This is a genomic window from Tianweitania sp., from assembly GCF_032053605.1.
In the GTDB taxonomy this organism is placed as follows: Bacteria; Pseudomonadota; Alphaproteobacteria; order Rhizobiales; family Rhizobiaceae; genus Tianweitania.
In genome coordinates, this window is sequence record NZ_DAMBUH010000009.1 from 1 (window position 1) to 18,626 (window position 18,626).

Annotated in this window: 16 protein-coding genes; 7 read left to right on the forward strand and 9 right to left on the reverse strand. The window is 60.2% G+C overall.

Features of this window, described 5'->3' with window-relative positions; genetic code table 11:
* Positions 1–720: 720 nt before the first annotated feature.
* From RTX98_RS03935 to RTX98_RS03960, 6 genes are read right to left on the reverse strand one after another with little or no spacing between them, the layout of a single operon-like run.
* The gene (locus RTX98_RS03935; RefSeq protein WP_312794742.1) at positions 721–1,290 is read right to left on the reverse strand and encodes a peroxidase-related enzyme; all 570 of its coding nucleotides are present in this window, start codon (positions 1,288–1,290) and stop codon (positions 721–723) included.
* On the reverse strand, positions 1,287–1,766 hold the full coding sequence (locus RTX98_RS03940) for a hypothetical protein (protein WP_312794743.1): 480 nt from the start codon (positions 1,764–1,766) through the stop codon (positions 1,287–1,289). The genes RTX98_RS03935 and RTX98_RS03940 overlap by 4 nt, the downstream gene beginning before the upstream one ends.
* The gene (locus RTX98_RS03945; RefSeq protein ID WP_312794744.1) at positions 1,766–3,232 is read right to left on the reverse strand and encodes an NAD(P)/FAD-dependent oxidoreductase; all 1,467 of its coding nucleotides are present in this window, start codon (positions 3,230–3,232) and stop codon (positions 1,766–1,768) included. The genes RTX98_RS03940 and RTX98_RS03945 overlap by 1 nt, the downstream gene beginning before the upstream one ends.
* A 35-nt stretch (positions 3,233–3,267) precedes the next feature.
* Complete coding sequence (locus tag RTX98_RS03950) at positions 3,268–4,317, reverse strand: NAD/NADP octopine/nopaline dehydrogenase family protein (RefSeq protein ID WP_312794745.1); 1,050 nt, start codon at positions 4,315–4,317, stop codon at positions 3,268–3,270.
* Positions 4,318–4,356: 39 nt separating this feature from the next.
* Complete coding sequence (locus RTX98_RS03955; RefSeq protein ID WP_312794747.1) at positions 4,357–6,018, reverse strand: hydantoinase B/oxoprolinase family protein; 1,662 nt, start codon at positions 6,016–6,018, stop codon at positions 4,357–4,359.
* Complete coding sequence (locus RTX98_RS03960) at positions 6,015–8,102, reverse strand: hydantoinase/oxoprolinase family protein (protein WP_312794748.1); 2,088 nt, start codon at positions 8,100–8,102, stop codon at positions 6,015–6,017. Before RTX98_RS03960 ends, RTX98_RS03955 begins: the two co-directional genes overlap by 4 nt.
* A gap of 161 nt (positions 8,103–8,263) precedes the next feature.
* On the opposite strand from RTX98_RS03960, the gene RTX98_RS03965 reads away from it, so the two are divergent.
* The 7 genes from RTX98_RS03965 (at position 8,264) to RTX98_RS03995 (ending at position 15,144) form a co-directional block, all read left to right on the forward strand.
* Positions 8,264–8,890: a GntR family transcriptional regulator gene (locus RTX98_RS03965; RefSeq protein ID WP_312794750.1), complete on the forward strand. Its 627-nt coding sequence runs from the start codon at positions 8,264–8,266 to the stop codon at positions 8,888–8,890.
* A gap of 143 nt (positions 8,891–9,033) precedes the next feature.
* Positions 9,034–9,885, forward strand: coding sequence for an alpha/beta hydrolase (locus RTX98_RS03970; RefSeq protein ID WP_312794751.1), 852 nt, complete (start codon positions 9,034–9,036; stop codon positions 9,883–9,885).
* A 12-nt stretch (positions 9,886–9,897) separates the two neighbouring features.
* On the forward strand, positions 9,898–10,818 hold the full coding sequence (locus RTX98_RS03975; RefSeq protein WP_312794752.1) for an ABC transporter permease: 921 nt from the start codon (positions 9,898–9,900) through the stop codon (positions 10,816–10,818).
* A gap of 9 nt (positions 10,819–10,827) precedes the next feature.
* Positions 10,828–11,685 carry an ABC transporter permease gene (locus RTX98_RS03980; protein WP_312794753.1) on the forward strand — a complete coding sequence of 286 codons (858 nt, stop codon included), beginning with the start codon at positions 10,828–10,830 and terminating at the stop codon, positions 11,683–11,685.
* A complete protein-coding gene (locus tag RTX98_RS03985; protein ID WP_312794754.1) occupies positions 11,682–12,698 on the forward strand; it encodes an ABC transporter ATP-binding protein in 1,017 nt (338 codons plus the stop codon). The genes RTX98_RS03980 and RTX98_RS03985 overlap by 4 nt, the downstream gene beginning before the upstream one ends.
* Positions 12,695–13,597: an ABC transporter ATP-binding protein gene (locus RTX98_RS03990; RefSeq protein WP_312794756.1), complete on the forward strand. Its 903-nt coding sequence runs from the start codon at positions 12,695–12,697 to the stop codon at positions 13,595–13,597. Before RTX98_RS03985 ends, RTX98_RS03990 begins: the two co-directional genes overlap by 4 nt.
* Positions 13,598–13,632: 35 nt before the next feature.
* Complete coding sequence (locus RTX98_RS03995) at positions 13,633–15,144, forward strand: ABC transporter substrate-binding protein (RefSeq protein WP_312794758.1); 1,512 nt, start codon at positions 13,633–13,635, stop codon at positions 15,142–15,144.
* A gap of 474 nt (positions 15,145–15,618) precedes the next feature.
* Here RTX98_RS03995 and rbsK read toward each other — a convergent pair whose 3' ends face one another.
* From rbsK to RTX98_RS04010, 3 genes are read right to left on the reverse strand one after another with little or no spacing between them, the layout of a single operon-like run.
* On the reverse strand, positions 15,619–16,542 hold the full coding sequence (gene rbsK, locus RTX98_RS04000) for a ribokinase (RefSeq protein ID WP_312794759.1): 924 nt from the start codon (positions 16,540–16,542) through the stop codon (positions 15,619–15,621).
* A 10-nt stretch (positions 16,543–16,552) separates the two neighbouring features.
* Complete coding sequence (locus tag RTX98_RS04005; protein ID WP_312794761.1) at positions 16,553–17,632, reverse strand: aldose 1-epimerase family protein; 1,080 nt, start codon at positions 17,630–17,632, stop codon at positions 16,553–16,555.
* Positions 17,629–18,624, reverse strand: a complete 996-nt coding sequence (locus RTX98_RS04010; RefSeq protein WP_312794763.1) for an ABC transporter permease — start codon at positions 18,622–18,624, stop codon at positions 17,629–17,631. Before RTX98_RS04010 ends, RTX98_RS04005 begins: the two co-directional genes overlap by 4 nt.
* Positions 18,625–18,626 lie beyond the last annotated feature (2 nt).

The following is an 18,626-nucleotide window of genomic DNA, read 5'->3' on the forward strand; positions in this document are numbered from 1 at the left end:
GGCTTGATCAAGGCAGACGCAGCCCAGCTCAAGCTGGATGAAGCATTTCAGGTCCTGCGGGAGCCTAGATCCGAAGGTTGGTAGTGACACACTGCCCACAACATTTTGCTGAGTAGATAGAGGCGGTGTGCCATCGGCGTAGTCAGGCATCTCCTGCCAGCATTCAGCGACTTCGAGGCCAGTAAGCCGTTCAAGAGCGGGTTTAACGTGACATAATCGGGAAACCGGTATCATTCCCCCAGCGCCGAATACGATGGACAGCAGCGTGGTTCAGCGATAGCGATAGTCGGCTTTTGCAGCTTTCTCGCCTGCATGCTGGCGGCATGGTTTCCACCATCGGATGCCGCTAGACACACAAGGCAGCCGCTCTGAACGCAAAGAAGGCAGCTTCCAGCCTCCTACAAGTTCTTCAACCGCCCGCCATGGGTGTCAGGCAGCCGCGCCGAAGACGAACCAAATTTCTCGCGCAGCATCCCTTCAGCATACTATGTCTTGAAGCGTTTGAGTGATTGCAACTTCGGCACAAGCGCAGCAGGATGGCCGTGATGGGCAAGGCTAACGAAGTAAACAAAAGCCTGATCTTGGCCGTGACTGGAAGCCATAGTTAAGATCCGAAGAAGCGGATGATTGTGGATTTGCCCGCAGCCAAACCCGGTCGATATCAGTGCTTTTCTGAAGCAAACAGTTTTGCGCAAAGCAACAACGAACGGCCTGTTGCATCTAAGCCGCCCGAGTTGAATGTCCGAGCACATGCATGAGCCGGTTAGCCCAGCCGAAGATTGCGATCGAATGGATGAGATCAAGGATCTCAATGTCATTTAACCCTGCTACGCGTAGCGCGGCTATGTCTACCTCAGTGGCTTCAGACGGCGTTCGCGACAAGCGTCGTGCAAAGGTGTCAATCGCACGGTCTCTTTCAGAAAGGTCTATCGGGCGGTCCAGGTAAAGCGCGGTGACCACGTCGTCGCTTTTTGTCAGGTTAGCATGTTGGCGCGCATGCACGACGGCGCAGTAGCGGCAGCCATTGACGATCGAGGCGCTGAGCGCTCCCAGTTCACGATCCGGCCGCGGCAGACCACCTTCCGCATACATGATAGCGTTGAAGAGGACGGTCCGCGCAACGTAGCTTTCGGGATCATGGGCCAGCGTGCGCACATATTCCGAAACTTTCTTGGCGGACGGCGTGACCTTCATCGCCTCGAGTTGTTCGGCCGTCGCTTCTTCCAGGCTGACAGGCGCGATATGGGGATGCCAGGTCAGCGGCTTCAAGCGAACGGATTTGACACTCATGCGGACCTCAACAAGCGCAGACCTGCAACGACGCGCGTTTGAAAGTTGACGAAGGCGATCAGTTCCGAAAGGGCGACGATCTGAGGGTTCGTCAAACCAGCCGCTTCCAAACGGCGGATATGATCTGCCTGCGCTTCCGTCGGTGTGAGGGTCACCAGATCGACATGGCGTGCGATCGTCGCCAGCGGTTCGACGGTCATGCGGCCGCCTTCCGCGAGCACGAGAAGCTCCTGTGAGGGCGCGAGACTTTGCAAGATGGCCTGGTACTCGGAGGTCAGTTCATCATCTGCATTCAAGCGGACCATCCGGCAGGCCAATGCAGCACGCAGATCGCGGCCCAAACCATGTTTGCTTTGCGGATGCAGCACCGCTGCACGGCAGGCTTCTGCGCCACCAACAAACTCAGGCCGGCGCCGCCGCAGGACATGAAGCGCGTCTCCTTCGAGAAGGCCCGCGGCCAAGTCGATCGCATCCATCAAAGCGCGCCTTCCTTTCTGATAAGGGGTGAGGCATCGACCCACTCGTCGCCGAGAAGTTCAGGCGTGTCATAGGCCTGGAGATTGGCGTAATGCGTTTCCGCATCGGCCGCAAAGAGGCTGGCTGCGATGCCGCGCACCAGCCGGTCGGCACCGGCGCTGACGGCGGGAATATCGCCGGAGACCTTGCCGTGGGTGAGCATGGCAGCATCGTTGAAACAATGGATGTGCCTGAGCATCGGACAGGCGCCCGGTTCTTTTTCAAGGAACTCGAAGTCGGGACCAAGGTCGGGAGCATCGCTCAGACCCGGCCGCGCTTGTCCCATCTCGCTTGTATGCCGCCCGTCAGCCCAAGTGCGGATGTGAGGCGCAATGGTTTCGAATTCCGGCCGTCCTGCAAAGTCGTTCGTGAAGCCTGTAGCCGCTATCACATAGTCATAGTTCATTGAGCCAAGGCTCGTATCGAGTTCGAGAGCTTTCCCGTCCACACGCACGCCGTTGATGCTGCAGCCCAGCAGGAAACGGGCATTCGGATGGCGCGAGACGCGCAAGGTCGAAGAGCGTGGCGGCGGGGTCTGACTGGAAAGCGTGTAATCGACAAAGCGCCACTTCCAAGCGTCCGGCAGGTGCTGCATGCCGTGAACGACGCCAAAGCTGCTGATGCCCGTCATCTTGTTGATACGCGGCATTTCTGTCCGCCGGATCAGGAGATCAACCTGCCCTGCTCCGGCTTCAAGCGCGGTCGCGGCATTATCCATGGCCGAAGCGCCTGCCCCGATCACGGCCACCCGCTTGCCTTTCAGTGCATCGAAATCAATGACATCCGCTGAATGAGCCCAGAAGCGGCGGTCGATTTCCGACAAGAACGGTGGGACGGAAAAGCCGCCGAGGCCCGAACGACCCGTTGCCAGGACCAGATGCCGTGTGAGGACACGGCCATTCTCGGCACCTTCCAGATCAATCGCGATATGATCGCCTTCTTCGCGGATGCCGACCATGCGGGTGTCATTGAGGACCGGGAGCGCGAGGACATGGCGATACCAGATCAGGTAATCCATCCACTGCGCCTTGGAAATCTTGTCGAGCGCGTCCCAGGCAGCATCGCCGAACTGTGCCGTGAACCACGCACGAAAGGTGAGTTGCGCAAGTCCGAGGCTTGGGCCCGCGAGGGTCTTTGGCGAACGCAGCGTTTGCATCCGGGCAAAGGTGATCCAGGGTCCCTCCTCGCCTTTTGCAGCAGCATCATAGGCGACCACGTTGGTGATGCCGCTGAGCTTCAGCTTGGCAAGGGCTGCGAGCCCGCACATGCCGGCGCCGATTACGACAACGTCGCGAACCATTTGGCCGTCAACAGATCGCGACGGTACCCAGGGCTTTGCGGGTAGTTCAAGATTGAGGAAGTCGCGGGCAAGTTGCGCTTCAAGCGCCTTCAGCCCTTCTGCCCGTGCTTCAGCAGGATCGATCATGCCATTCATCCCCAATCGCTGACGGGCTTCATGATCTAGCCTTGAGCGAAGACGAGCGGATCGCGGATATCGGCCAAAGGCAGAAGGTCGTTTTCTGCTCGGAATTCGCGGCCGTAAAGCGCGCCGAGGAGATCCACGCCCGCGCGATGAAGCGGCAGATCGAGGCCGGCGGCTTCCGCCAAGGCCAGCACCGCCACGATGCCGAACGGAACGTCTTCCGTCACAAAGCGCGTGTCGAGCGAAGTCGGTCCGGGAGGCCCCTTGCGGCGCTCATGAACGGCGGCTGCCATTTCAGCCACGCCTTGTCCCTCCGGAAAGCCGAAGGTGAGGCGATAGTGCTCTTCCACAGTGCGGACGGAAACGCCGAAGTGCTGGGCCACGGCAAGGCGTTCGCGGTCCAGAGCCTCGATCAAACGCGCAACGGCCGGCGTGATCCCGTCGTAGTTCGCCCAATACTCACCCTTTTCGATGCGCGTGAGGTTGCAAAGCGCGCTTGCCATATGGATCGGCGGATTGAGGTTCGACAGTGCGATGGCGAGAAGGTTCGCCGCCAGACGGAAGCGGTCGCCGAACAGGCTGCGGCAGGTCGCCAGTCCTTCCTGCGCCGCGGAAGCGGGAAGAACAGCTGCCTCCAGCCGTTCCCGTACACCGCCGACGGTTACGCTGGCGGGTCCAGTCTTGCGTCCCATGAGGACGGTCGTTGCGAAGGCCACAACCGTGGCATCGACATTGCGCACCTCGAGACCCTTGGCAAGGTACAACGCCCCCATGGAAAGCTGTGCGCTAACGATCACCGTTTGACCGGAACAGATATGCGGCAGAGCAGCGTCAATTACCGCCTTATGTCCATTCGCCGGCAAGGCAATAATCGCGACATCTGCTTCCGCCAAGGCTTCCGCCGCGCTCGATGCGACGGCGGCGCGGAAACGCGTTTCTACTGCGCCGGTGGAAACAAGGTCATCGTTCAGCAGCCCGGCTGTGCCTTTCCCCGTTGGCGACCAGAGCACCGGTTCATGCCCGGCCTCGTGCAGGAAGGCCGCCATTCCGCAGGCGACACCGCCGGCTCCCAAAATCGCTACGCGCATGACTACCTCAGGGACAAATGGCTGGACGGCTTCAATGGCCTAGATGTCGAGACCGTAAATCTCGCGAGCAGCTTTTTCCGAAATGCGCTCTTCCTTGAGGTCACGGCGCACGAGCTCACGGTCACGCTCTTTCGGATCGCCGTAGCCACCGCCCGACGCCGCAACCATCACGATGGTCTGGCCGGGACCGACACGCCCGTTTCGGTTCTTCAAGGGGGCGACGCCCTCGCCGAGTTCCACATTGGTCGTCGTGGCATCGCGTCCGCCGAACAGGCCCCAGGGCGCAACGATGGAGTTCGTGCCGCCGGCATTGACCGTCGCCAGATGGTCGAGCACACGGATTCGCCGCCGCATGGTCATGCCGCCGCGCCATTTTCCAGCACCCCCGGAATCCTGCACGAGTTCATAGCGCTCGACCATCACGGGATGTTCGAACTCAAGCGCCTCGATCGGAATGTTGGCGGTGTTGGTGGTGTGCACCTGCACGCCATCCAGCCCGTCCTGCGCTGCACGCGCGCCCATGCCGCCGCCGTTCATCTCGTTATAGACATAGAAGCGGCCGGTGCGCGGATGCGTGCCGCTGAGCGTCACCAGCCCGCCTCCGGTACAGGCAGCGCAAATGCGATCGGGAATGGCAGACGAGAGCGCAGTGAAGATCATGTCGACGAGGCGCTGGCCGATATCTGTGCGGGTATAAACGGCAGCCGGCGATACCGCCTTGAACACCGACCCGTCATCCGCGATCACATGGATCGGGCGATGGAAGCCGGAATTGGCGGGAATGTCGGGATCAACCAGCGACTTCACAGCGAAATAGACGGTCGCGAGCGTGGCCGTATAGACCATGTTGATGCCGGCGCGCACCTGCTCGGGATTGTCGCGCAGATCGATGGTGATCTCGTCAGCTTTCACCTCGACCTTGACCTTCAGATCGAGCACCTGGTCGTAAGACGGCGTGTCGAAGCGGCAGCTGTAAGCGTACAAGCCATCTGGAATGGTGCGGATGCCTGCGCGCGTCTTGCGCTCGGCATAATCCAGCACTTCGGCGCTGGCCGCGCGCACCGTGGGCTCGCCATATTTTGCACAAAGCGCCTGATAGCGCTGAACGCCAAGGCGATTGGCGGCCATTTGTGCGCGAAAATCGTTGATGCGCTCGTGCGGCACCTGACAGTTCAGGAGCACGAGATCCATGATGTCCTGCTGCAACACGCCTTTGCGGTAAAGGCGTATCGGCGGAATACGCAGGCCTTCCTGATAGATGTGGGCGTGGCCACGATCGACGAAGTCGGAATGGTGGGCGAGGTTCGTCACCCAGGCGACCAACCTGCCCTCGAAGAACACCGGCTCCAGGAAGACGATGTCGTTAAGATGCGTTCCGCCGCCGGTATGCGCGTCGTTACCGATGAAGACATCGCCGGGCTCCACCGTGGCGAGATCGACATTCTTCATCACCCATTCGGAAATGCCGAGCAGCGAGCCGAGATGAACCGGAATGCGCTCGGCCTGCGCAACCGTGCGGCCTTCGGTGTCGAAGATCACCGTCGAGCAGTCCTGCCGCTCCTTGATGTTGGTGGAATAGGCCGCGCGCACAATCGCCTTTCCCATTTCCTCGACGATGGTGGACAAAGCACTGCCGATCACCTCGGTGGTGACGGGATCGACGCGCAGCGGTTCGGATACGACCGGTTGGTGGGCGTTCATGCCTGGGCCTCAATCATGAGGTTGAGATAGGGATCGACGGTGGCGGTCTGCTTGGGCAACACCAGGGTCGTGGAGTCCATCTGCTCGATGACCGCCGGGCCAGTCACGACATGGCCGGGGCCGAGCAAAGCGCGGTCATATAGCGGCACGGCTACGAAGTCGCCGAGTTCGGGCAGATAGACCCGGCGTTCGCCGACGATCGCGTCTTTTGCCAAGCCTTCCGCTACCGGATAGGCTTTCAGTTCCGCCTTGGGCACGTGACCGATCGCTTCGATGCGCAGCGTCGTGATCTGGATCGGTTCTTCGGCTGCGACATAGCCGTAGAGCTGCCGGTGTGCGTCTTCGAAGTTGCGGCGCAAGGCAGAGACGATCGCGTCTTCCCCCACACCTTCCGGCCAATCGATCGTCAGCTCATAGCCCTGGCCGCCATAGCGCATGTCGACGGCACGTTTCAGCGCCCGGGCTTTCGGTGCGATCGCTTCAGCGGCGAACCAGTCGGCTGCACGCACTTCAAGCTGAGCAAACCCGTCTTCAAGCAGGCGAAGCGCGTCCGAGGTGAGCCGCGTCATGCGGGTCAGCGCGATATTGGTGCGCAGATCCGACTGCAGAAGGCCCATGGCGCACATGATGCCGGGATGTTTCGGGATCATGATGCGGGGAATGTCGAGTTCGGCGGCAAGCCGAGCGGCGTGGATCGGGCCGGCGCCGCCGAAAGCGAGCATCACGTAATCGCGCGGGTCATAGCCGCGCTCCACGGAGATGACTCGGATGGCCTTCGCCATATTGGCGACAACGACGCGGATGATGCCTTGGGCTGCATCCATCACGCTTATGCCGAGCTTGTCGGCCAGCCGCTGCATGGCAGCCTTCGACGCCGACGCATCGATCGGCATGCGGCCATTGAGCAAATGGGTCTGGTTGAGGATGCCGAGAACGACGTTCGCATCGGTCACCGTCGGCTCGTCATTGCCGCGTCCGTAGCAGACAGGGCCGGGAGCTGCACCGGCTGAGCGCGGCCCAACTTTCAACAGGCCATTGTCGACATGGGCGATGGAGCCACCGCCCGCACCCACCGTATGGATGTCGAGCATCGGCACCTTCAGCGGATAGCCATGCACCTCGATGTCGTTCGCCATCTGCGGACGGCCGCGATCAATCAGCGAAACGTCGCTGGACGTACCACCCATGTCGAAGGTGATGAGATTGTCGAAGCCCGTGGAACGGCCGACGGCCAGCGCCGCCATGACGCCTGCCGCAGGCCCCGAGAGAACGGTGCGGACCGGCTGCGTCTTGGCCGTTTCGCAGGAGATGACACCGCCATTCGACTGAGTCAGATGCGGTTCGGCATGAACGCCGATCTCAGCCAGCCGCGGCGAAAGGCGGTCGAGATAGGCCTTCATGATCGGACCGAGATAGGCATTCACGACCGTGGTCGACAGCCGCTCATATTCGCGAAACTCCGGCGCGATCTCATGCGAGACGCTGATAAAGGCTTCGGGATATTCCTCTTCCACGATCGCGCGAATGCGGGCTTCGTGCTTCGGCTCGATGAAGGAGAAGAGCGTGCAGATGGCAATGGCCCCGACACCCTCCTCCTTCAAGCGGCGAACCGCGCGGCGCACGTCCTCCTCGTCCAGCGGCGTTTCCACCGTTCCGTCGAACAGGATCCGCTCTTTCACTTCGAGGCGCTTGTCGCGGGACGCGAGGATCGGCGGCTTTACGGTTTGCAGATCATAAAGATCGGGGCGCTTCTGACGACGGATTTCCAGAATGTCACGGAAGCCTTCCGTGGTGATCAGACCGGTGTCCGCACCGCGTCCGGTGATCAGCGCATTGGTGCCGACGGTGGTGCCATGACCGAAATAGATCAGAGAGGCCGGATCTGCTTCCCCTTCAGGCAGAGCTTTCAAGCCCTGTTCGATGCCCGTTGTGATGCCTTCGGATGGATCATGTGGCGTACTTGAGACCTTCCACACGAAGACCTCGCCCTTTTCTTCATCGAAGACGCAGACATCGGTGAATGTGCCGCCGGAATCCACGCCGACGCGAAGGCGTGAGGCACCGGAAGAAGAACTGCTCGACAAGATGGAAGCCTCGCGGAAAGGAGGAACAAGGACAGTGTTGCTCAGATTGGCGCCAATTTTAGGCGCTGTCAACCGAACGGCCAAATGGTAGGGTACAAGCCTGCGTGCCGAAGCACTGCTTCGTGTGCTGGAACAAACTCTCTGAGACGGGATCAGGATTGATGACGCAAGACGCCCCTTCCGCCACTTCGACCTTAGCGGAAACGATCGAAGCCGACATCTATCGCGGTGTCCTCGTTCCGGGCATGTGGCTGAAGCAGATCGACCTCGAAGAGCGATATGGCTCGACGAGGCTGGCACTTCGGCATGCTCTTGATCACCTCACAACGAGGCGGATCGTCCAAAAAGTCCCCAATCGCGGGTATTATGTTCCTTCTGTGGACCGCGAGAGTGTGCAACAAATAATGCAGGCTCGTGCCTATGTTGAAACCTCAATTGCGGATGAGCTTGTTGCGAATATTACCAGTGATACTGTAGCTCGTTTGTCCTACCTCGCCACAATGTTTGCCGATACGCTGCAGACGGGAACGGTGATGGAACAGGACAGCGCTAACCACGCTTTTCATCGCGAGATGCTGACGGCGTGCCGCAATCATTTCATGAACGAGATCATCTGGGATCTGCGACGGCGCATCCCCATCGCGGTTCAACGTGCCGGAAACACGCCCGCAAGGCTGGAACGTTCAGCACGCGAACATTTCGAGATGGTGGAAGCCTTGAGAACCCGTGATGCCGCTCGCCTGCGAGAAGTCACGGCCAAACATGTCACCTTGGCCGACAAGGGCTAAGCTCAAAACTTCATCAAAATTGCTCGTGCATATTTTTTAGCTGACTGCAAGGATTCGCATTTGAAATTGGCGCCATTTCCTGTTTCTATTGTAGCCAACAATGGTTCTGCGGCTCGGGGCAGTCGCGCTCGGAGGCTTGCATCTTGGCAACGATCGACCTGAACGGCGCCACATTCGTGTATGATGAAGCCGGGACCGAGCATGACGAGACGATCATCGCGCTGCACGGTGGGCGGGGTATCGGCGACCGAAAGGGTGAGTTCGGCGCCTGGAGCGCACTTACCGACAACTACTGCGTCATTGCCTATGACCAGCGCGGCTGCGGCGAAACGAGCCTGACGCCCCCTTATACATTCGAGCAGTTCGCCGATGACGTCGAAGCCTTCCGTATCGAGAAGTGCGGCGGACGCAAGATCATCCTTCAGGGCGGTTCGTTCGGCGGCATGATCGCGCTGACCTACGCGGTCAAATATCCGGAGGGTCTGTCGCGGCTCATCCTGCGCGGCACAGCGCCGAGCCACCATAATGAGGAAGACGCTTTCGACAACTTCCGCGCCCGCCTGCACAAGGCACCCAGTGCGTCGGAGGCAATGCTGCGCAAGATCTTCTCCGACACCGTCATCGACGACACGGAATTGCGTCTCATCTGGCTTGCCTTCCAGCCGCTCTATTACGAGAAGTTCGATCCCGATGCGGCGCTGGAACGTGTGCGGACCATGCATCTGCATACAGAAACCCACAACGCGCTCTTCAAGGAGCGCAGCTACGACCTGCGCGACCGCCTGCCCGAGATCAAGGTTCCAACCCTAGTGATCGTGGGCGCGCAGGACTGGATCTGCCCGCCCAATCACTCCCGCCTTATCGCGGAGTGCGTCCCCAACGCAGAGCTGCTGGAAGTGCCAAACGCCAATCATGCGGTGCATGTCGAGGCGAAGGACACCGTCATGGCTGCCGTGCGCGACTTCCTTGCGCGCACTACTCCGCAGTGCGATTAAAAAGGGCATCGCGTGATCCGCTATCTTCTGACCAAGATTCTGGAAGCGTTGATCGCGGTTTGGGGCGTGCTCACGATCGTCTTCTTCGTCACGCGCATCATCGGCGATCCGGCAGCCCTGTTGCTGCCACTTGGTGCATCTGCCGAGCAGATCGATGCCTTGAATGCGCAACTCGGGCTCGATCGGCCGCTGATCGAGCAATATCTTACCTATATTGGCCAGGTCTTTCAGGGCGATTTTGGCCAATCGTTCCAGTTCGGGCGACCGGCCATGCAGGTTGTTCTGGAGCGTATGCCGGCGACGCTCGAACTCGCGACCGCTGCCATCATCTTGGGAACGTTGATCGGCGCCGTAGCCGGCTCCATCGCGGCCCTAAAGAAAGGCACCGTCGCCGAGCTGATCGTGATGATCTTCGCTCTTCTTGGTCAGGCGACACCCGTTTTCTGGCTGGGCATCATGCTCATCCTGTTCTTTGCGGTCGATCTCGGCTGGGTTCCGACCGGTGGTTACGGCACGATCTCCCATCTGATCCTGCCCGCCGTCACGCTGGCCGTCTTCGTTTGTTCCTCGATCGCACGCCTTCTGCGCTCTAACCTTCTCGACGTCTTGAAGGAAGACTATGTGCGCACCGCCCGCGCCAAGGGGCTGATGCCGCGAACGATCTTCATCTGGCATGTCGGGCGCAACGCGCTGATCCCCGTCGTCACCATGATCGGCATCATTACCGGTGAGCTTCTGGGCGGCTCCGTCGTGACCGAGACCGTGTTTGCGTGGCCCGGCGTTGGCCGCCTCATCATCCAGGCCATTGAGGCCAAGGACTTCCCCGTGATCCAGGCAGGCGTTGCTCTGATCGCATTCATCTTCGTTGTGATCAATCTCGCGATCGACCTGCTTTACGGCCTGCTCGATCCCCGCATCCGCGAACGGCGTTAGGAGAGTTCCGTGAAGCCGTTCTTCTCCGCCCTCTTTCGTTCGAAGGCCGGCTTGTTCGGCTGGATTATCCTGCTGGTTTTCGTGGCGATCGCCATTGCCGCACCCTGGCTTGGTTTGCCGAATCCCATCCGAGGCAGCCTGACTGCACGCCTTTCTCCACCGACCTGGACGGGCCTGTTCAGTCCCGGACCGCACCCGTTTGGCACGGATCAACTGGGTCGCGACATCCTCTCGCGCATCGTGTTCGGCAGCCGCACAACGCTTCTGATTGCCTGCGGCGCTGTTGTTCTTGGCGGCATCGTCGGCGTCACACTCGGCATCATTGCCGGCTACTTTCGCGGCTTTGTCGACAGCCTGCTGATGCGCCTGGTCGACATCCAGCTGGCGCTGCCCTTGATGCTGCTCGCCTTGCTCGTCGTCGCAGCGGTTGGCCCATCCACAACCAACCTCGTGATCGTGCTCGCTCTCACCAGCTGGATCCGCTACGCGCGCATCGTGCGCGGCCAGGTGCTGGCGGTTCGCGAACGCGAATTCGTCCTGTCGGCAAAGGCGATCGGCGCTTCCACCGCCCGCATCATGTTCAGCCACATCCTGCCGAACATCCTGACGCCGGCGCTTGTGGTTGCCACACTTGAACTCGCGCGTGTCATCATCATGGATGCCGCTCTTTCCTTCATCGGCCTCGGCGTTCAACCGCCCGCACCAAGCTGGGGTCGCATGCTTGCGGATGGGCGTACTTATATGTCCGGCGCCTGGTGGATCGTCACATTCCCAGGACTCGCGATCGTGCTGACTGTCTTGAGCGTCAACCTCGTTGGCGACTGGCTGCGAGACTACTTCGATCCGCGGCAAAGGAGCGTCCGATGAGCGCGCCACTTCTGGAAGTCCGCGACCTGTCTGTGGTCTTCGACACGCCGGCTGGCACCGTTCATGCCGTCAGCGACGTGTCCTACACCCTGCATGATGGTGAGACGCTCGGTATCGTCGGCGAATCCGGATCAGGCAAGAGCGTCCATGCCTTGTCGATGGTCGGGCTTGTGCCCTGCCCGCCCGGCCGCATCGTGTCCGGTGAGGTGCTGTTTGAAGGTCGAGACCTTCTCAAGATGTCGGAAGCGGAACTTCGCCAGCTTCGAGGTGGGCGCATCGGCTTCGTCTTCCAGGATCCCATGACGTCTCTCAATCCAGTTCTGACGGTAGAGCGGCAACTCATGGAGCCCTTGGTGCGCCATCGCAACCTGTCGCGCTCGCAGGCCAAGGCACGCGCCGTCGAGCTGCTGGAGCTTGTCGGCATCCCCCATGCGAAGGAGCGCATCCGGCAATATCCGCATCAGTTTTCCGGCGGAATGCGACAGCGCGTCATGATCGCGATCGGCATTGCCTGCGATCCCAAGCTGCTGATCGCCGATGAAGCCACAACCGCGCTAGACGTCACCGTACAGGCACAGGTGCTGGATCTGGTTCGTGACCTGAAGAAGCGGTTCGGCACCACGGTCATCTGGATCACCCATGACATGGGCGTGGTTGCCGGATTGGCCGACACGGTGCAGGTCATGTATGGCGGGCGTATCATGGAACGCGGGCCGGTTGGCCCGATCTTCAAGACACCACGCAGCGCCTATACCTGGGGCTTGCTGCGGTCTCTGCCACATGGGGAAGCGCGCACGCAGAGGCGTCTTTACCAGATTCCCGGCCAGCCGCCGAACCTCCTTGACTCGCAGCAAGGTGATCCGTTTGCGCCCCGCAACGAGTTTGCCACGCCGCGCTGCTTTCATGAGGTTCCGCCCTTGGTCCAGGTACCCGATAGCATGTCTGGCCATCTCGTCGCCGCCTGGTACGATCTCCCGATGGCGCTTCGAGCTCGCCAGGAGAAGCCTGCATGAGCGACGCCCCTCTTCTTTCCGTTCGCAACCTCGTCAAACGCTATGGCGGCCGCAAAACTTGGTTGGGCAGCAACAGCTTCGGCATCTCGGCGGTTGACGATGTTAGCTTCGACATTGCTCCGGGCGAGACGCTCGGTCTGGTGGGCGAATCTGGCTCAGGCAAAAGCACCACCGGCCGCGTGTTGCTCCAACTGGAAGCGCCGACATCCGGAACAGTGCTGTTCAAGGACCAGACAATCACCGGACTGTCGGCGTCCGAGCTGAAGCCGTTCAGGCGGGAAATGCAGATCGTCTTCCAGGATCCCTATGCCGCCCTCAATCCGCGTATGACGGTCGGCGCTTTCGTTGCTGAGCCGATGGTCGTCCACAAGACTGCGCCTGGCTCCGAGCGGCAGGATCGTACAGCTGAGCTCTTCCGCAAGGTGGGACTCGATCCGAGCTTCATGACCCGCTATCCGCACGAGTTTTCCGGCGGGCAGCGTCAGCGCGTCAACATTGCTCGGGCCATCGCGCTCAATCCAAGCTTCATCGTCGCGGACGAGCCAATCACCGCGCTCGACGTGTCGATTCAGGCTCAGATCGTCAACCTCTTCCAGGATCTCCAGGATGAGCTGGGGCTAGCTTACCTCTTCGTGGCGCACGACCTGTCCATGGTCCGTTATCTCTGCCACCGCGTGGCGGTAATGCTGCGCGGCCGCATCGTCGAGATGGCGCCGAGTGAGGCGATCTTCGGCGATGCTCGCCATCCCTATACAAAAGCGCTGTTGACCGCGATCCCGGTGCCGGATCCCGACATTGAGCGCAATCGACGCCACGTTCAGTTCGACCTCGAAATGCATGGTCCCCGGCCCGGACAAACCCTGCAGGAAGTCGCCCCGCAGCACTTCGTTCTCACCTGATCTTCCCGCTCTAGAAAGGTTGCAGCATGCCGTTGATGTCCCGCACTGCCTTCTTCGCCGGCGTTGCCGCCGGCGCCCTGGCCTATACCTTGCCGCTTGTTGCGCCGGCCTCGGCCCAGGATGCCAAGTCCGTCACGATCGCCATGCGCGTGTCGGTCAACACGCTTGATCCGCACATGACCGCGTCGGTGGGTTCGGACCTCAGCGTCCTCAGCCACATCTATCCGTCGCTTATCCTGCGCGCCCCGGATCTGAAGCTTCAGCCTGCCTTGGCCAAGAAGTGGACCATGGTGGATGATGTCACGTGGCGCTTTGAACTGGCGGAAGGCGCCACTTTCGCCAATGGCGAAAAGATCGATGCCGCAGCCGTGAAGTGGAATCTCGATCGCGTGCGCGACAAGGCGGTCGGTGCGCGTATTGCAGCCTGGTTCGAACTGGTCTCGGACGCGCGCGTGGTTGATCCACTGACGGTAGAGGTGAAAACCTCTTCGCCCTACCCCGCTTTCGCCGACCAACTGTCGATGTTCTTCCTGTTGCCGCCAGAATGGGCAAAAACTCACAATCCGGCATCCGAAACCATGTCGGGCGGCCCTTACACCGTGGCAGAGAACGTGCCGGGCGACCACATCACGCTGAAGGCCAATCCGGATTACTGGGGCGAGAAGCCCGCCTTCGATACCGTCAACTTCCGCACCATTCCAGAGATCGGCAGCCGGGTTGCTGCCTTGATGGCTGGCGAAGTCGATCTCGTGACAGGCGTTCCCACGACAGAGATCGAACGCATCAACGCTTCCGGCAATGCTCATGCGGATGCTGTTGATTCAACACGGTCGATGCTGGTGAAGATCAATCATCAGAAGAACCCGATGGAGAACCTGAAATTTCGTCAGGCGCTGAACTACGCCATCGACAAGGAAGGCATCGTTCAATCCATCTTCGACGGTAAGGCCACGGTGTCTAACTGCCAGATCCTCTCACCGGACTATTTCGGTTACAACCCCGACCTCAAGCCCTACCCTTACGATCCCGATAAAGCGGCTCAGCTTCTGGAAGAATCGGGCGTCGACCTTTCCACGCCGCTCGAGGTCGAAGTTCCTGTTTCCACCTATTTGCAGGGAGACGAGGTAACGCAAATTATCGCCTCTCAGCTGCAGGAAATTGGCCTTACTGTGAAGATCAGCGAGATCGACTTCGGCGCTTTCATGAACAAGCAGATCAAGGCGCGCGATTTGGCACAGATGGCGGTTCAGGGTCTTGCCTGGCCGACAATCGATGCTGACGGCATGCTCACGATGTTTGCGCCCGGTAACGTCTACGACTACTGGAACAATGCTGATTTCGGCAAACTGCTGGATGAGGGCCGTGCGACGACCGATCCTGAGAAGCGCAAGACCATCTACGCGGAAGCTACCAAGCTGATGTGCGATCAAGCCGCTTCCGTCTTCCTGTACCAGCAGCCAGCCACCTTCGGCGTCTCGAACAAGGTGACATGGCAGCCGCGCGGCGACGACTGGGTTCGTGCCTTCGACATGAGCGTTAAACAGTAATGGTTTGAATGCATCCGGAACGAACCTTGAGCCATGCTGATAGCATGGCTCAAGGTGCCCCATCATTCAGCGCGCCGCGCGATCGAGCGCACTCACGGGGACCCGAAAGCTGATCAGAGAAGCATTTGAAAGGCGGCCGTAGACCGCTCTCGGTACCCTCGATAGCCCGCGAAGGCTTAGAAGACCCTAGAAATGGAAGCCTTAGTTCGCTTCCGCTTCAGAAGCGGCTGAGACGATGCCCATCTACCGATAGCCAGCTACCGGCGACATATCATAACGAGGGAATACGGTCCTCGCCTCGAAAGCTGTTTGTTCAATCAGATCGCCCAAAACTTCGATACTTACATCCTGAACAAGCTAGGCTTATTGCAGATTAAGGACACAGGCGCCCACCACGACGAGAAATAGCTCGCACAGCCATTTCCCAGAAAGCTCGCAGTTTGGCTGATGCGGGATCAGGTCACTCGCTGTCGTCTATCCGACAGCCTGACGTTTGGCGAACTGTTCAGCCGTCGCGTAGGACTTCTGAGTACCGCGCCGGGTAACGGTGTCCGCTGCGTAAGCAGCAGCTTGTTTGAGCGCGGCTAGGACGGGGGTACCCCCTGCGAAGAAATGCGCGAAGGCGCCTATGAAGGCATCGCCTGCTCCGGTCGTGTCTACAGGCACGACGTCTACTGCATCGACGCGTTGCGTCTGGCCAGCTTCTACCAGTAACGCGCCGCGCGATCCCATGGTCACGATCACGGTGCCGACACCCCGGCTGATCAGACTGCGTGCTGCAGTTTCAGCCTCGGTTTCGCTACCGACCGGTAATCCAGACAAGATGGCGAGTTCCGTCTCATTGGGAACCAGGAAATCCACCGCTGCTATGCGCGCTACGTCGAGGTCGGCGGCAGCAGGAGCCGGGTTCAGAACGGTCTTCACGCCGTTCGCCTTTGCCCAGGCGATCGTACGGTAAACAGTCGGCGCGGGAACTTCCATCTGCAGCAGGATCAGATTGCAGGCTTTAAGCTGGTCCGCGGCAGCATCGACATCACCGGGCAGAAGGTGGGCGTTGGCGCCCGGGACGATCAGGATCGAGTTTTCACTCGACGCGTCCACGAAGATCGGAGCGACGCCCGACGAGACACCGGGCACCTTGCCCACAAATGCCGTGTCGATCTTGTTGGCTTCGAAGTTGCGGATGGTCGCATCCGCGAAGGCGTCGTCGCCGACCTTGGTGACGATCATGACCTCCGAGCCGAGACGCGCGGCTGCAACCGCCTGGTTTGCGCCCTTTCCTCCGTGCCCCATTTCGAAGCTCGGTGCTTCCAGCGTTTCGCCGGGATCGGGCATGCGCGTGACATAGGTCACAAGATCCATCATGTTCGAGCCAACAACGGCAATTTTCTGGGTCATGGAAGCCTCTTCAGCGATAGGATGCGAAACGTTCGGTTTCAGCCACAGCCTCCGCCTTGTTGAGATAGCCGAGCCGCACGTCGAAGGACGCGGTTTCGCCGGTTTTCAACTGGAGAACATTGTTCTTCGCACGCTCCGCGGTGTAGCCCTCGGGCTCGCAGGTTGAAGGAAGCGCGAATGCCGCCACGGACTGATCGCCGCCGTTCAGGATCCAGCGAACGGTCTTGCGAAACTGATCCGGGCGATACCGCATGGCGAATGCATCACCCTGTGGCCTGAGCAGCATGGCGTGGGTCTTGCCGGTATCGTCGGTTTCCAGTCCTTCGACATAGAAGACCTGTTCGGGATCGTAGCTTGCACCTTGTGCCAGGAAGCGTGACTGGGAGGGGTCTGCAGCGAGCCTGTCGATGAAGGCCAGGTATTCGGGATTTGGTCGAACATGGCGCGGCACGGCACGGCGCACGCGTGTCGACACAGCGTCGAACGGAGTTTGCTGGAGGATCTCCGCACCTTCCGCGTAAGCGAAGTTGGCATGGCACATATACATGAGATCCATCGGCGAGGCCGACAGGTTCTCCACCACCATGGCCATGTCGAACAGCGCGCTGCCTTCGCGCAAGGTGACGCTCGGTCGTGCCAGATAATGCGGGCCGAAGCCCATGGCATAGTCATATGTGCCCAGGACCCGGAGAAACCGACCCTCCTCATCCTCGCCGGCTTCGATCGCGGCAGTATCCATCGGCGCACAAGGCATTTCACCATGCGCGGCATGATCATCCTCGGGGCCGGGCACGCCATTGCGCAGCAGTCCGGAATGGAAGGCGAAGCAGCCGTAGGTTTCCCCGATCGTCGTGACCCGACGGGGCGCGGGGAAGAAGCTCTTCATCTTTAGGTCGACATCGTCGAACGCGGCCGACCAGATCATCTGACCAAGATAAGGCAGCACGACGAGGCTGCCCCTCGCATGGGACAGGCGAATCGCCTCCACGCCCGTCGAATACCGAAAGAGCGTCGCGGTCAGCTTGCCATGCTGAACGCATGGCCGTTCGACCTCGTCGAAAAAAGCAGGCCGAAGATGGGTGATGGTCATCGTGCGCGGTTCCTGAAGGCATTGATCGCGATGACGATGAGCAGGAACGCGCCCCAGATGAAGTCGATCAAATGATTCGAGAAGCGCATCATCTGAAAGCCGCTGGACAACAGCATGAGTGCGATCACGGCGATCGAGACACCGAGCACCGTACCCCGCCCGCCAGCTGGATTGGTTCCGCCAAGAACAGCGATCAACACCGCCTGAAGAAGATAAGAGGTGCCGTAATCGGACTTCGCCGCGTTTGTTCGCCCAGACAACATGATACCCGCGATCGAGGCCAGAACGCCGGTTGTCATATAGGACAGGATGATCATCCGCTCCGAGCGCAGGCCAGCAAAGACGGCGGCGCGTGGGTTGGTGCCGATCAGCATGAGCTTGGTGCCGAAGGGTGTGCGCGTAAGCACGAGGGCGATCGTGATGGCCACAAGCAGGAACAGAACGAGCGGGGCGGCAATGCCAAAGATCTTGCCATTCCCGATCAGCCCCCAATAAGCGGGAAAGCCGGTAATGGCAGGCCCACCCGTCAGCACGACGCAAAGCCCCACGAAGATCTGGCCCGTGCCGAGCGTCGCCAAGATCGGCGTGATCTTTGTTTTTGCAATCAGCAGTCCATTGATGAGCCCCGCGATCAGACCAACCATCATGGCCAGCAACGCGCCCAAGCCAACGCGCATGACCTCTTCCAGGCCGGTGGCACCCGGCTCAGCCACCATGATCCGGGTAAAGAACACACCGGCAAGAATTCCCGACAGGTTGGCAACGCCGATCACCGAAAGGTCGATCCCGCCGGTCAGCATGGCCAGCATCATCGCAATGGCGAGAATGCCAAGCTCAGGAAAAATGAAGCTGATGCTTTCAAAGTTGTAGTAGCGCAGGAACCGGCTTGGTTCGAGGAACGACATGGTCGCGAAGATCACGAGCGTGATGATCAGAAGCTGCGCGATGTTGTTGTCCCGGTCGATGATCCGGCGAAAATCGAACTTGCCCACGG

Coding starts and splice junctions, on each gene's coding strand:
- RTX98_RS03990 (WP_312794756.1), top strand. CDS start 12,695: ATGAGCGACGCCCCTCTTCTTTCCGTTCGCAACCTCGTCAAACGCTAT.
- RTX98_RS03965 (WP_312794750.1), top strand. CDS start 8,264: ATGACGCAAGACGCCCCTTCCGCCACTTCGACCTTAGCGGAAACGATC.
- RTX98_RS03950 (WP_312794745.1), bottom strand. CDS start 4,317: ATGCGCGTAGCGATTTTGGGAGCCGGCGGTGTCGCCTGCGGAATGGCG.
- RTX98_RS03935 (WP_312794742.1), bottom strand. CDS start 1,290: ATGAGTGTCAAATCCGTTCGCTTGAAGCCGCTGACCTGGCATCCCCAT.
- RTX98_RS03995 (WP_312794758.1), top strand. CDS start 13,633: ATGTCCCGCACTGCCTTCTTCGCCGGCGTTGCCGCCGGCGCCCTGGCC.
- RTX98_RS03985 (WP_312794754.1), top strand. CDS start 11,682: ATGAGCGCGCCACTTCTGGAAGTCCGCGACCTGTCTGTGGTCTTCGAC.
- rbsK (WP_312794759.1), bottom strand. CDS start 16,542: ATGACCCAGAAAATTGCCGTTGTTGGCTCGAACATGATGGATCTTGTG.
- RTX98_RS03955 (WP_312794747.1), bottom strand. CDS start 6,018: ATGAACGCCCACCAACCGGTCGTATCCGAACCGCTGCGCGTCGATCCC.
- RTX98_RS03945 (WP_312794744.1), bottom strand. CDS start 3,232: ATGATCGATCCTGCTGAAGCACGGGCAGAAGGGCTGAAGGCGCTTGAA.
- RTX98_RS04005 (WP_312794761.1), bottom strand. CDS start 17,632: ATGACCATCACCCATCTTCGGCCTGCTTTTTTCGACGAGGTCGAACGG.
- RTX98_RS03940 (WP_312794743.1), bottom strand. CDS start 1,766: ATGGATGCGATCGACTTGGCCGCGGGCCTTCTCGAAGGAGACGCGCTT.